The organism is Streptomyces albospinus (genome assembly GCF_014648695.1).
Lineage (GTDB): Bacteria > Actinomycetota > Actinomycetes > Streptomycetales > Streptomycetaceae > Streptomyces > Streptomyces albospinus.
The window spans coordinates 106196-119564 of record NZ_BMRP01000022.1 but is presented as its reverse complement, the minus strand read 5'-3'; the positions used below and the strand labels follow the sequence as shown (position 1 = coordinate 119564).

Genomic DNA, 13369 nt, shown 5'->3' with positions numbered 1-13369 from the left:
ACGCACACAGCGACAGAAGGACACGCACCACCAAGATCAACCTGACCAAGCACTACTAGCAGGGCAGCATGGAGATCTACGGCTCGGCTGTTTCAGCCTTGGCCGTCAATGCCGAGCGATGCCCGGTGATCGGCTGCGCTGAGCTGTGAAGGCGTCGGAGGCCCGGCGCGATACCGCACGCCGGGCCTCCGAAACATTCGCCGGCCTCCACGGGTCAGCTCAAGCAGTTGGCGACCTTGTCGGGTAGCTTTCCCCGGACCAGATACGTGTCGACGGCACGGTCGGTGCACGTGGACGGATTCTCCGAGGCGTACGCCCCGTGCCCCCGGCCCTTGCGTACGAGCAGCGAGCTGTTGTCCAACTGCCGGTGCACCGCCTGCGCGTTCGTGAGCGGAGTTCGCGGATCGTCGGTGTACGAGACCAGCAGCACCGGTGCGGCCCCGGATCCCTTGATCGGCCCGACCACACCGGTGGGGGCGAGCGGCCATGTCGAGCAGTCGATCATCTGCCAGGCGAAGGAGCGACCGAAGAGCGGCGATTGTCTGGCGAACGCGTCGGCGGTGTGGAGCATCTCCTTCGGGGACTTCGGCGCTGACGGGGAGTCCAGGCACAGCACCGCCGGCATGCTCAAGGACGTGTTCTTCTCGGCCTTCTCCTGCTGGGGTGTCGGCTTCTCGCCGCCAGTACCGGATTCAAAATGCTGGAAGGCGCTCACGTCCCCGTCCAGGGCGGCCACCAGCGCGTTGGTCAGTCGCTTCCAGCTCTCTTCATCATTCAGGGCCGTTCTCAGAAACCTGGACAAGGTGGCGTCGGTGAATTCCTCACCGTCGGCCGCTCGCAGCGGCTTCCGCTCCAGCTTCTTGGCGAACTGGGTGAGCCTCCGCACGACCTCCCCGGCCGTGTCTCCCAGCCGGTCATCGCCGCCCGCGACGAGGTTTCGGGCGTATCGACCCAACGCGTTTTCGGAAGTCTTGACGTCGATCAGGGTGACCTGCTGCATATCGGCGGCGGGATTGACCACGCCGTCCAGCACCATCCGGCCCACCTTCTCGGGAAACAGCTTCATGTACTGCTGGCCGAGGAAGGTGCCGTAGGAAACGCCGGTGTAGTTCAACTTGGCGTCGCCGAGGACCGTACGCAGCACGTCCAGGTCGCGCGCCACGCTCACGCTGTCCATGTGCGCGAAAACGGCACCGCTCGCCCGTTGGCAAGCTCGGGCCCGCTGGGTCGCGTCGGCGAACGCCTTCTCGGCCTCCGCTTCGGTACGCGGCGGATTCTCGGGCTCCTCCGGCGCACCGTCGGGGCAGCTGATCTGCCCGGAACCGGCTATGCCTCGCGGATCGAAGCCGACCAGATCGTAGCGGGCCCGAGCCTCTTCACCGGCATGCCAGTTTCCATCGGCCACGAAGCCCGCACCGCCCTCGCCGGGGCCACCGGGGTTGAAGATCAACGACCCCAGCCGACGGCTGGGGTCTTTGGCCCGCACCCGCGACACCCGCAGTTTGATGGTCTTCCCGCCCGGGTCTGCGTAGTCGACCGGCACCTTCACCCAGCCGCACTCCGCACCGGGCACGGCCTTCGGGGTGACGTCCACTCCACAGGACGTCCACCGGACCTTCTGCTGCGCGAAGTGCGCGGGCAGCGCCGGGACGGAAGTGTTCCTGCCCTTGGCGTCGTCAGGCTGGGACGCTGCGGCGCCACCGACACCGCACGCCGTCACCACAAAGGTGGTGACGGCCAGCACACCGGCCGTCAAGGATTTGGACTGATGGGGAATGGGCATCGCCGTTCTCGCTCTCTCGCTGACTTCCGGGGAGCATGCTCACAGTCACGGCAAATGCGCTGTTTCCTCCGTCACAGTCCGATATGTGAACTACACAGCGTCGAGAGATGAATACGCAGTGCCATCATCTGGGAGGCGACACAGCCGGCGAAGAGCCAGACCGCTCCGCGCCGTGACCGACTGTGGTCACGGACCGGCGTGAGGGGGACGAGCAACGACACGATCAGGGTGACCAGTGCTCGGCGAGGCAGTCGCAGGACGCGAGCAGCGGGTATCGAAGTCGTCTGACCTTGCCGCCTGCTCGACGCACCCCTCGTCTCCGGCGATCTGGATCTCGGACCACGCAGCCTTCGCACCCGGCTACGAGACCTCCGCGGGGTGGGGTGCCGAAGACCTGAGCGCGGGGACGAGGTCTCTGCCGTCCGTCGGCGTAACGGATGCGCGATCCGAGATCCATTACGCCGGCGCCGGGGTGCGCAGATCGGCCTGGAACCTCGCCTGCGCCGCCACCTCCGCCCCGCCGGCCGCGCTCGGCGCCGCCGGCGCTCCCTGGTGGGCCCTGGTGATCGCATCACTGCCCGGCACCGCCGTCCTCATCCTGCAGGCCCTCCTGCCGCAGAACTCCAGGGACCGGCTGGAGTGGTGGCGCGACCGCCGCCGCCACCGCGAGCACCTCGCCCAGTCCCGCGCCCGCCGCCCGCCGCCCGCCGGCAGCAGTGCCCGCTCAAGGGGCCGACGAGCAGGCCGGCCGCGGTACTGGGCACGGACCCAGCAGCACGAGTCGGGCAGGGCCTGGTCAGTCGAGCCGGACGATGTCCAGGACGGACAGGTGCCGGAGGGGCCGGTTGATGAAGTAGATGACGCTGAGCTGTCCGATGGAGGCGGCTCGGACGTCGTCGCCCTCAGGATCGCCAGAGTTCCCTTGCGGCCAGCTTCATGGGGTGCGGGAAGCGATGTCGAGAACGTCCCGGACCGTCCCTGCTTGTGCAGGATGCCTGGGGACCAGGGCGGAGAGAGCTGGTGGAGTCGGAGCACCGGCTTCGTGCACGGCAAGGAGCTGCGCTTCGAGAGCAGTTCGGGCGGCACCACAATCGCCGGCACTTCTCGAATGTGGTCTATCCCGGGAGGCGGCGCAGACTCCGGGGAGCAGCCGTCGGAGGCCCCGTGTCTGCGGCGAGCTGAGGAAAGAGCGCTGGCCGCTGAGGCCGCCGGACCGAGGTGACTCCCGGAGTCGCGTCGAAGTGACGATGCGACTCGCGTACACCACCATTGTGCTCGAACGGAGGCTCTGCTCCCCACGGACGCGGGGAGCAGACGTACCTGTTGAGCCGTGGCATCCGTCCACGGTACGTGCCCGCAGCCGCCCCGACCTACGCCACGCCCTGGCGCGATACGCCGCCGAGCAGTACACCGGTCTGCGCCGACGGTATCTGGGCGGCGGGTCAGGACGCGTAGCCGCGTAGGAGCACGAGTGTGTCCTGGGAGCTGGGGTTCTCCTGTGCGGTGACAAGGACCAGAGACTGTTCGGGGCAACGGGCGGGTACGAGGATCTGCTGGGTGACAGTGAGTTCGCCGACCAGTGGATGACGCAGTCGGTACGCATCCGCTTCGCACGGCCGCACCCGGTGGTCGCTCCACAGTGCCGCGAACTCGGTTGATGCCATGGGCAGTTCCCCGACCAGCGACGCCAGGAGTGCGTCCTCGGGGTGGCGTCCGGGGATCTGCCGCAGGCTGCCCACGAAAGCCGCCGATCGTCCGCCGGGGCACCGAGAACGGCTCCGGACTCGGTGCCCAACTCCGGGTCGTGGAACGCGCGTTCGCCCGCCTGCACTGGTTCCGTCGTCTGCGCATCCGCTGGGAGATACGTGGCGACATCCACGACGCCTTCCTCACCCTCGGATGCGCACTGATCTGTTGGAGAAGGTCTGAACTCATTCCGACAGGAGTTCTAAGCGCGGCCAACTAACAGCGCCGGGACGCCTCAGGGTTGCCGGTGTCGGCGGCCCGGAGAACTCCCGTCATCACAGGTCACACGGTACGTCTTCGTCGTCAAGGCACCTGGAGGCGGTGACCGTTCGGTGGATCCAGCTTCAAAGCTTGGGCACAAGTTGCACACATTCCCCTCTTCAGGAGGGCCCTGATGCTCTACATTGAGCCTGCTTCGGATGACACGAGGCGACAAATAGTGATCTATAGGTCCGTCGCTACGGGCTGCGAGCAGTCGCGTCCCCGGCGCCAGACGTGGGGGTGATCAATTCCTGGAGCCCGAGAGGGGGCCTTGGGTGTGGGGAGCACCCGAGGTTTCGACAGGCTCCCGCGCACCTCGAAAGACCGGCAGTAGACGGGCTCCCGCGCACCTCGAAAGACCGGCAGTACATGCGAGTCCGCTGCCGCCTGGGTGGGGTGTTCAAGCAGCGCTGCAATGGCCGGGACGTCATTCGCGGGGGGCGGGGGCTTCCCGGGGGAGGAACAGCGCGGCGCGGGGGGCGGGGGCCTCCCGAGGGGACGAACAGTGCGGGGGGCACGGGCCTCCCGGGGGGAGGAACCGTGTGGAGCGAACACGTCGAGCCCACTGACGACCTGGGGGGGTCTGTGCAGCAGGGGGAATGGGTCAGCCCGTTGCTGTCGGCGCGCGGGCGTCCGGTGAACGGGGCAATCAGCCAGCCCGCGATCGACTGGGAGCAGCGGTACCGCCGTACCGTGATCACCAGCGATACCGTGGCCACCGCCTTCGTGGTGGCGGCGATCGGCAACTTCTTCGGGGCCCGGGACGCGGCCAACTGGCACGAGAAGTGGGGAATTCTCGCATTCTGCACCGAGCTGCTGGTGCTGGGGGCGCTTGCGGTGAGCCGTTCGTGGGCTCCGGCCGTCCTCGGCCAGGGCGCCGAGGAATTCCGTCGGCTCGGACGCTCGCTGTTCACGGGGACCGTCGTACTGGCACTCGGCGGGATCGCCCTCGCCTCGCACAACATCAAGCTCTGGATCTTCGTCGCGATCCCCGCGATCGCGCTCGTCACCATGACCGCGCGGTATCTGCTGCGCCTCTGGCTGCACAAACAGCGGAAGGAAGGACGGTGCCTGCGACCGGTGCTCGCTGCCGGGAGCCTGGCCACCGTGCACGACCTGATCACCCGAACCCGCAAGTTCCCGCACCTCGGCTGGCGGGTGGATGCGGTGTGCACGACGGACGGTCTCGGGCTCGACGGCGACCAACTGGACGGAGTGCCGGTCGTCGGCCGACTGGCGGACGTCGCGGGCCACGTCCGCCGCGACGGCTACCGTGTCGTCGCGGTCACACCGGACCCGTACTGGTCACCGGACCGGCTCCAGCGGCTGGCCTGGAACCTCGAAGGCAGCGACGCCGAGATGGTCGTGGCCCCCGTGCTGATGGAGGTGGCCGGCCCAAGGCTGCACGTCGACGCGGTGCTCGGGATACCGCTGCTGCGGGTCAGCATGCCGACCTTCACCGGGGGCCGCCGGGCGGTCAAAGAGGTCGTCGATCGGATGGGCGCGGCGATCCTGCTGATGCTGTTCGCGCCACTGATGGTGTGCGTCGGGCTGCTCGTGCTGATGGACAGCCGGGGCGGGGCGTTCTACTGCCAGCGCAGGGTCGGCAAGGACGGCCGCGAGTTCACCATTCTCAAGTTCCGCACCATGGTCGCCGGGGCTGACGGGGCACGTGCCGAGCTGGCCGACCGCAACGAGGGCGCAGGGCTGCTGTTCAAGGTCCGCCGGGATCCGCGGGTGACCCGGGTGGGTACGGTGCTGCGCCGGTACTCGATCGACGAACTCCCGCAGCTTTTCAACGTGCTCACCGGGTCGATGTCGCTCGTCGGTCCGCGGCCTCCGCTACCGGAGGAGTCCGCCGCGTACGGCCCGGACATCCGGCGGCGGCTGCTGGTCAAGCCCGGACTCACCGGCCTGTGGCAGATAAGCGGACGCAGCGATCTGCCGTGGGAGGAGGCCGTCCGCCTTGACCTGCGGTACGTGGAGGACTGGTCGCTCGCCCTGGACACAGTGATCTTGTGGAAGACGCTGCGTGCGGTGCTCCAGGGGCAGGGGGCCTACTGATGATGCGCGGGAGTCGGCGTCCGGCCGGCGCACGGACCGCAGGCCGAAGGGGCCTGCCTGGGGGGAGGAACGGGTCATGAGGGTCAGCGTTTTCGGGCTCGGCTACGTGGGCTGCGTGTCGGCCGCGTGCTTGGCCAGCATGGGTCACGAGGTCATCGGGGTGGACGTGAACCCGGTGAAGGTCGACCTGGTCAACGACGGCAGGGCCCCGGTGGTCGAGGAGCGGATCGGCGAGCTCATCACCGAGGTCGTGCGGACCGGAGCGTTGCGCGCCACCGGCGACGTCTGCGAGGCGATCATGGGCAGCGAGGTGTCGCTGGTCTGCGTGGGCACGCCGTCGGAGCCCAACGGCAGCCTGTGCACCACGTACTTGGAGCGGGTCACCGAGCAGATCGGCGCCGCGCTGGCCGAGCGGGGTGGGCGGCACACCGTCGTGTTCCGCAGCACCATGCTCCCGGGCACCTGCCTGAACCTGCTGGTACCGATCCTGGAGAAGTACGTCGGCGGCACGGCCGGGGTGGACATCGGGGTCGCGGTCAACCCGGAGTTCCTGCGCGAGGGCACGAGCGTGCGGGACTTCTTCGACCCGCCCAAGACCGTCATCGGCGAGCTCGACCCGGTAAGCGGCGATGCGGTGTTGGCGCTGTACGACGGCTTGCCCGGCGAGGTGTTCCGGGTGCCGGTCCCGACGGCCGAGGCGATCAAATACGCGGACAACGCGTTCCACGGCCTCAAGATCGGCTTCGCGAACGAGCTGGGCGCGGTGTGCCAGGCGCTCGGGGTGGACTCGCACCAGGTGATGGACGTGTTCCTGGCCGACCGCAAGCTGAACATCAGCCCCGCCTACCTGCGGCCCGGCTTCGCCTTCGGTGGCTCCTGCCTGCCCAAGGACCTGCGCAGCCTGGTCCACGCGGCGCAGCGGGCCGACGTCTCGGTGCCCATCCTCTCCCACGTGCTGCCCTCCAACTCCGACCATCTGCAGCGCGCGGTGGAGCTGGTCGAGCGCACCGGCAAGCGCCGGGCGGGCCTGTTCGGGCTGTCCTTCAAACCCGGCACCGACGACCTCCGCGAGAGCCCGCTGGTCGAGCTCGCGGAGAGGCTCTTCGGCAAGGGTTACGACCTGCGGATCTACGACGCCAACGTGAGCCTCTCCCGGCTGCTCGGCGCGAACCGCGAGTACATCGAGAACCGGCTGCCGCACCTCGCGCAGCTGCTCGCGGATTCCGTCGACGAGGTGCTCGAGCACGCCGAGGTGTGCCTGGTCGGGACCAGGGATCCGGCCGTGCTGTCGGCGCTGCCCCATGGCGACGGCCCGGTGATCGTCGACCTCATCCGCCTTCCCGACGCCGAAGTGCGCCGGGCCGAACCGGGGTACATAGGCCTTGCTTGGTGACACATCGTTCGGTGACACGGTCAGCGGCGACCGGCCGGACCGGCGCGCGCTGATCCTGGTGGAGAACCTGTCGGTGCCGTTCGACCGGCGGGTGTGGCAGGAGTGCACGACGCTGCGCGACGACGGCTGGCAGGTGCACGTGGTCTGTCCCCGGGGGAGCAAGCGGGACACGGAGCCGGAGGCGGAGATCGACGGGGTGCGGATCCACCGCTACCCGTTGCGCGCGGCCACCGGAGGGCCGGCCGGCTACCTGCGGGAGTACGGATCGGCGTTGTGGCATACGGTCCGGCTGGCCCGGAAGGTCGGCCCGGTCGACGTGGTCCACGCCTGCAACCCGCCCGACATGCTGTTCCTGCCGGCGCTGTGGCTGAAGCGGCGCGGTGCGCGGTTCGTCTTCGACCAGCACGACCTGGTACCCGAGCTGTACCTCTCCCGGTTCGGCCGCGGCGAAGATCTGCTCTACCGCGCCGTGTGCGCGCTGGAACGGCGGACCTACCGGGCCGCGGACGTCGTGCTGGCCACGAACGAGAGCTACCGGGACGTCGCGCTGCGCCGTGGCGGCAAGCGGCCGGCGGACGTCTTCGTGGTGCGCAGCGCGCCTGCCGTCGACCGGTTCCAACCGGTGCCGCCCGAGCAGGAGTTGAAGCGCGGCAAGCCTCATCTGCTCTGCTATCTCGGCGTCATGGGCCCGCAGGACGGCGTCGACTACGCCTTGCGGGCCCTCGCGAAGCTGCGCGACGAGCTCGGGCGGACCGACTGGCATGCGGTGTTCGTCGGCGCCGGCGACGCCTTCGACGCGATGGTGGAACTGTCCCGGCGGCTCGGGCTCTCGGAGCAGGTGCAGTTCACCGGGCGCATTCCGGACGCCGACCTGGTGCGCTACCTGTCCACCGCGGACGTGTGCCTCTCCCCCGACCCGCGCAATCCGCTCAACGACGTGTCGACCATGAACAAGGTCCTGGAGTACATGGCGATGGGCCGGCCCATCGTCTCGTTCGACCTCCGGGAGGCGCGAGTCTCCGCCGGTGACGCCGCCGTCTACGCGCCCGCCAACGACGAGGCCGAGTTCGCCGAGCTCATCGCGCTGCTGCTGGACGATCCGGAGAAGCGGGCCCGGATGGGCAAGATCGGCCAGGAGCGGATCAGCGGGCCGCTCTCCTGGCGGAACTCGCAGGCGCAGTTGCTCGCCGCCTACGCCGCTGCCTGCCGTGACCACACTCCGGTGTCGGCGGGCGACCCGTACCGGGCAGGCGGGAGGTCCCGCCGTTGAGCGAGGACACGATACGCCTGGTCACGATCGGGCGGATACTCCGCCGGCGCTGGCGGCTTCTCGCCGTGCTCACCGTGGTGGGCGCGCTCGTCGGCTACGGCACCTCGGTGCTGTTTCCGCCGCGTTACACGGCGTCGGCATCGGTACTGCTGCCAGGGCAGTGGGAAGAGCGTGAGCTGCTGACCCAGGTGGACATCGCGACCAGTTCGTCAGTGGTCGACCGCGCGGCCGCCACGCTCGGCTGGAGGGGCGTCAGCGGCGGCGAGCTGCGGGATCGAGTGAGCGCCACGGCCGCCGACGGGAACATCATCACGATCTCGGGTACGGCCGAAACCCCGGAGCGCGCGCAGCAGCTCTCCGACCGGGTGGCCCAGCAATTCGTCAGATTCGCCGCGCAGATCGCAGGCGGCAGCACCGACGCCGGAGCGGCTACGGACCCCGAGGCGCTGCGGCAGAAGGTGGCGGAGACCAACCGCCGCATCACCGACCTGGCCAATGCTGCCGATCCGGGCCGGACCGTGGAGGGCGTGCAGGCCCGCACCACGCTCGAAAAGCTGCGCACCTCGCTGGAGGAGGCCATGCGGAAGCTGGACCAGGCCGACCCGGCGACCAACAAGGCCACCATGGTCGTCATGGGGCCGGCGGCCCGGCCGGCCGGCGAAGCACCGCCGACGAGAATGCAGTTCATCGTCGCCGGGGCCCTGCTGTTCTTCCTGCTCGCGGTCATCGGCCATCTCACCGCCGCCCGGACGAGTCGCCGACTGCGCACCGAACCGGAGATCGCCGCGGCGCTGCGCTCGGCGCTGCTGGGTACCGTCGACGTACCTGGCGAACGGCTCGCGCACCGGCCGGAGGGCCGTGGCCCGCGGGCCCGGATCCGCCGGCTGCTGGGCCTCGACATCCGGTGGGACACACCCACCCCGCAGACGTCCGGCGACGAGGCCGGCAGGCGGATCCGCTACCGGCGGGTGTGCGCCCGCCTCCGCGACCAACTGCCGGACCCCCGGCGGCTGCTGGTTGTCGTCCCGGACGGCGACGAGATCGCCCTCCGGGCCGCCGGGCAGCTCGTCGCCGAGGCCGAGAGCGATCCTTCCCCGAGCTCTTCGAGCACGGGATACCCCATGCTGCGGGTGGTGGGGGTCTCGGTGTCCCAGCCGATGGTGCCGGACCGCGACAACGAGTCCGGTGCCCTGGTCGTGCTCAGCGCCGGCAGTTGGACCGCAGGGGAGCTCGCCGGCATCGCCGAGGCGTGTGCGGACGCCGAGCACGAGGTCGTTGGCATCGTCCTCGCCGACACGGTCCGGGCCCGTCCGACGCGGTCCGCCGACCGTCCTCGGGATGCCGCCACGCCGGCGCTCGCGGTTGGCGCCGACGCGACGGGAGGTGCACGGTGACGACGCGTACGACGCCGGAGTCGTCGGCCGCCACTCCGCTGCTCGACCTTCAGGCGCTGGTGGTGGCGGTGCGGAGGCGGCGCCGCCTCTGGTGCTCCGTGGCGCTGCTGGGGCTGCTCGTCGGCGCGGCGGCGGCGGTCCTGCTGCCTCCGCCGCCGACCGCGGTGACCAAGGTGCTGGTCGCGCATAAGGAGGACCAGCCGAACGACCCCGGAACGCTGATCCGCACCGACGTCGCGCTGCTGCAAACCACACAGATCGCCGGTAAGGCCCTGCGGTCCCTCAAGTCCCCGGAAAAACCAGAGGACTTCATGCAGGACTACGGGGGTACCGGCTTGACCAACAACCTGCTCCAGATCAACGTGACCGGTGACAGCGACGCGGAGGCGGTGGCCCGCGCCAAGGCGCTGGCCGATGCGTTCGTCGCGGACCATGTGAGGCGGATACAGGAAGCCGCGAACGCCGAGTCCAAGACCCTGCTCGACCAGCGTGACCGAACGCGGGACGAACTCGCCCAGGTCAACAAGGCGATCGGAGACGGATCGCCGAAGAGCGGGCCGAAGGCGTCGGCGAACATGGAGTCGCTCTTCGCCCGCCGGGCCGAACTCACCTCGCGGATCACCGATTTCGGCCAGCGCGCCGCGGAGGCGAGCATCGGCACGCCCCACCTCATCGCGGGCACACAGATCGTGGACGCCCCGCACACGGTGCGGCACTCCCTGCCCAGGACCGCTGCCACCAACGCCGCGATCGGGCTCGTCCTCGGGCTCGTCCTCGGACTCGCGGTGGCCGCGGTCGGCACGGTGGTGGCGGACCGCCCCGTGCTGCGCCGGGAGATCGCGGCGAACCTCGGCGCCTCGGTCATCGCGGAGCTGCCCCGCCGGTCGGCCTGGCTGTGGCAGCGCCGACGGATCCGGGCGGCACGCGAACGGCTCACCGCGTCCCTGGCCCGCACCGTGCGCAGCTCCGCGGAACCGGTGTCGCTGCTGGAACTGGGCTGTGCGCGCAGCGCGAGCGTGATCGCCCTGGACCTCGCCGGGGCACTGGCGGCGGAGGGGCCGGTGGTCATCGTCGATGGTCTGCCCGGCCTGCCGCTCGCCCACCGCCGGCCGAAGCCGGGAGACCCGACCGTGGTCAGCGGCGAGCGTGGTGCGGCCGTGTCGCAACAGGAGCGCCGGCTCGGCGTCGGCTCGGTGGCGCCCGGCGCGGCGTGGACCGACCTCTCGTACCTGGGCACGCAGACCGTGCTCGTCGTGCGTGCCGGGCACGGCAGCGCCGCATGGCTGCACACCGTGGCGCGGCAGCTCGCGGACCAGCACATACCGGTGATCGGTGTGGTGCTGATCGACCCCGATCCGCGTGACCGGACCGACGGCACGCTGTGGGACGGGTTGCACACCGCGCTGCGCGGCCAGGACGAGCGGCTGGCCCGACAGAACCGGACGGGCCGCCGGCGGACGGAGCGGCTGCCGATGTGGGCGGCACGGGTCCCGGACAGCAACCAGGAGGCGCGGTAGGACATGTGTGGCATCGCAGGCACTTACCGATGGCCGGACGGGAAGGTCGTGACCGACCGGCTCACCGACACCCTCGCCCACCGAGGTCCGGACGGGGCGGGCCGGTACAGCCACCCCGCCGGTGACGGCGAAGTGCACCTCGGGCACCGCCGGCTGGCCATCATCGACCTGTCCGAGACCGGCGCCCAGCCGATGGTCTCGGGCGGCCTCGTCCTGACGTACAACGGCGAGCTGTACAACGCGCCCGACCTGCGTGCCGAGCTGGCAGCCGCCGGGGTGCGCTTCCGCGGTACCTCCGACACCGAGGTGCTGCTGGAGGCCTGGCGGCGCTGGGGCACGGACTGCCTGCCCCGGCTGCGCGGCATGTTCGCGTTCGGGATCTTCGACGAGCGAACCGGTGAACTGGTGCTCGCCCGGGACCAGTTGGGCATCAAGCCGCTGTTCCTGCTCCGGCGCGGCGAGGGTCTGGTGTTCGCCTCCGAGCTCAAGGCACTCGCCGCCGTGACCGGCGGGTCGCTGGAGGTGGACCAGGCGGCGCTGGTGGCCTCGCTGCTGTACTACTGGGTGCCGGACTCACGGTGCGCGTTCCGCGAGGCGGAGAAGCTGCCGCCGGGGAGCTGGCTGAGGTGCCGGCCCGACGGCCGGGTGGAGCGCGGCCGGTACTGGCACCTCCGGGACGTCGCCGCCGAGGCCCGGGAGCGGGCCCGGGGCGGCGAGCAGCCGGATGTCGCTGCCATCGTCGAGGAGTCGACTCGGCGCCACCTGCTCTCCGACGTACCCGTGGCGACCTTCCTCTCCGGCGGGCTGGACTCCAGCTACCTGACCGCGCTGGCGGCCCGCGACCGACCCGGGATCTCCGCTTACACGATCGGGTTCCGCGCCGAGGACGCCAAATTCGAGGCGATGCCGGACGACCTGCGCTATGCCCGGCAGGTGGCCGAGCGGTTCGGCGTCGATCTGCACGAGATCGAGATCGCTCCGAACGTGCTCGACCTGCTGCCGCAGATGACGTACCACCTGGACGAGCCGATCGGCGACCCCGCCGCGATCAACACGTTCCTGATCTGCTCGGCCGCCCGGGAGGCCGGGGTCAAGGTGATGCTCTCGGGGATGGGCGCCGACGAGCTGTTCGCCGGCTACCGCAAGCACCTGGCCAACCTGATCGCACTGCGCTACCAGCGCGTCCCGCGGCCCCTGCGGCGCGGCCTGTCCCGGGCCGTGGACCGGCTGCCGGTCGCCACGGCCCGCCGCGGGTACCGGTCGGTGCGCTTCGCGAAGCGGTTCCTCTCCTTCGCCGATCTGCCGGAGGAGACCGCGTTCCGGCGCAGCTACACCATGTACGACCAGGACGAGCTGCTCGCCCTGCTCGATCCGGACCTGGCCGGGACGGTCGAGGACGTGCTGACCGAGCACGCGGACATCTATCAGGACAACGACCTCGACGACTTCGTCAACCGGATGTGCCTGGGCGACGCCCGGATGTTCCTGCCGGGCCTGAACCTCACGTACACGGACCGGTCGAGCATGGCCGCGTCGACCGAGGTGCGGGTGCCGTACGTGGACGTCGAGGTGGTCAAGGCGGCGTTCGCCGTGCCCGGCGATCGCAAGATCGTCGGACGGCAGGGCAAGGCCGTCCTCAAGGAGGCGGCCACCTCGATCCTGCCCCGGGAGATCGTCTACCGGCCCAAGGGCCTGTTCAGCGCCCCGCTGCGCGCCTGGATGAGCCGGGATCTGGCACCGCTGGTGCGCGAGGTGGTGCACGACGGCGTGCTGGTCAATTCCGGGTTCCTGCGCCGCGACGCGCTGGCGCGGCTCGTCGCCGAGGACGCCGCCGGGCAGCGGGACTTCTCCAAGCATCTGTGGCATGTGCTGACCCTCGAGTACTGGTATCGCGGCGCGACCTCCGGGTCCGGCCGGAGCGCTCGCTCGACGGCGTAGAAG

General features: G+C 70.2%; 9 protein-coding genes. 6 read left to right on the top strand and 3 right to left on the bottom strand.

Annotated features, from left to right (window positions below):
- Window positions 1-214 precede the first annotated feature (214 nt).
- From IEZ17_RS27020 to IEZ17_RS27010, 3 genes are all read right to left on the bottom strand, one after another.
- Window positions 215-1783 carry an alpha/beta hydrolase gene (locus tag IEZ17_RS27020; RefSeq protein WP_189304483.1) on the bottom strand — a complete coding sequence of 523 codons (1569 nt, stop codon included), beginning with the start codon at window positions 1781-1783 and terminating at the stop codon, window positions 215-217.
- A 456-nt stretch (window positions 1784-2239) separates the two neighbouring features.
- On the bottom strand, window positions 2240-2380 hold the full coding sequence (locus IEZ17_RS27015; protein ID WP_189304481.1) for a hypothetical protein: 141 nt from the start codon (window positions 2378-2380) through the stop codon (window positions 2240-2242).
- An 845-nt stretch (window positions 2381-3225) separates the two neighbouring features.
- Entirely contained in the window at window positions 3226-3522 is a 297-nt protein-coding gene (locus IEZ17_RS27010; RefSeq protein WP_189304479.1) for an MmyB family transcriptional regulator, read from the bottom strand.
- Between the two features lie 853 nt (window positions 3523-4375).
- On the opposite strand from IEZ17_RS27010, the gene IEZ17_RS27005 reads away from it, so the two are divergent.
- From IEZ17_RS27005 to asnB, 6 genes are all read left to right on the top strand, one after another.
- A complete protein-coding gene (locus IEZ17_RS27005) occupies window positions 4376-5854 on the top strand; it encodes a sugar transferase (RefSeq protein WP_189304498.1) in 1479 nt (492 codons plus the stop codon).
- 76 nt (window positions 5855-5930) lie between these two features.
- Window positions 5931-7247, top strand: a complete 1317-nt coding sequence (locus IEZ17_RS27000; protein WP_189304477.1) for a nucleotide sugar dehydrogenase — start codon at window positions 5931-5933, stop codon at window positions 7245-7247.
- Window positions 7237-8517: a glycosyltransferase family 4 protein gene (locus tag IEZ17_RS26995; RefSeq protein WP_189304467.1), complete on the top strand. Its 1281-nt coding sequence runs from the start codon at window positions 7237-7239 to the stop codon at window positions 8515-8517. The genes IEZ17_RS27000 and IEZ17_RS26995 overlap by 11 nt, the downstream gene beginning before the upstream one ends.
- Window positions 8514-9911 carry a Wzz/FepE/Etk N-terminal domain-containing protein gene (locus IEZ17_RS26990; RefSeq protein WP_189304465.1) on the top strand — a complete coding sequence of 466 codons (1398 nt, stop codon included), beginning with the start codon at window positions 8514-8516 and terminating at the stop codon, window positions 9909-9911. The genes IEZ17_RS26995 and IEZ17_RS26990 overlap by 4 nt, the downstream gene beginning before the upstream one ends.
- Window positions 9908-11428 (top strand): Wzz/FepE/Etk N-terminal domain-containing protein, encoded by a 1521-nt coding sequence (locus IEZ17_RS26985; RefSeq protein ID WP_189304463.1) that lies wholly within the window; start codon window positions 9908-9910, stop codon window positions 11426-11428. The genes IEZ17_RS26990 and IEZ17_RS26985 overlap by 4 nt, the downstream gene beginning before the upstream one ends.
- Window positions 11429-11431: 3 nt before the next feature.
- The gene (asnB, locus tag IEZ17_RS26980; protein WP_189304461.1) at window positions 11432-13366 is read left to right on the top strand and encodes an asparagine synthase (glutamine-hydrolyzing); all 1935 of its coding nucleotides are present in this window, start codon (window positions 11432-11434) and stop codon (window positions 13364-13366) included.
- Window positions 13367-13369: the final 3 nt, after the last annotated feature.

What these genes read in the sequence shown, in the direction of transcription:
- IEZ17_RS27020 (WP_189304483.1), bottom strand. Translation starts at nt 1,783, where the DNA reads ATGCCCATTCCCCATCAGTCCAAATCCTTGACGGCCGGTGTGCTGGCC.
- IEZ17_RS27015 (WP_189304481.1), bottom strand. Translation starts at nt 2,380, where the DNA reads ATGAGGACGGCGGTGCCGGGCAGTGATGCGATCACCAGGGCCCACCAG.
- IEZ17_RS27000 (WP_189304477.1), top strand. Translation starts at nt 5,931, where the DNA reads ATGAGGGTCAGCGTTTTCGGGCTCGGCTACGTGGGCTGCGTGTCGGCC.
- asnB (WP_189304461.1), top strand. Translation starts at nt 11,432, where the DNA reads ATGTGTGGCATCGCAGGCACTTACCGATGGCCGGACGGGAAGGTCGTG.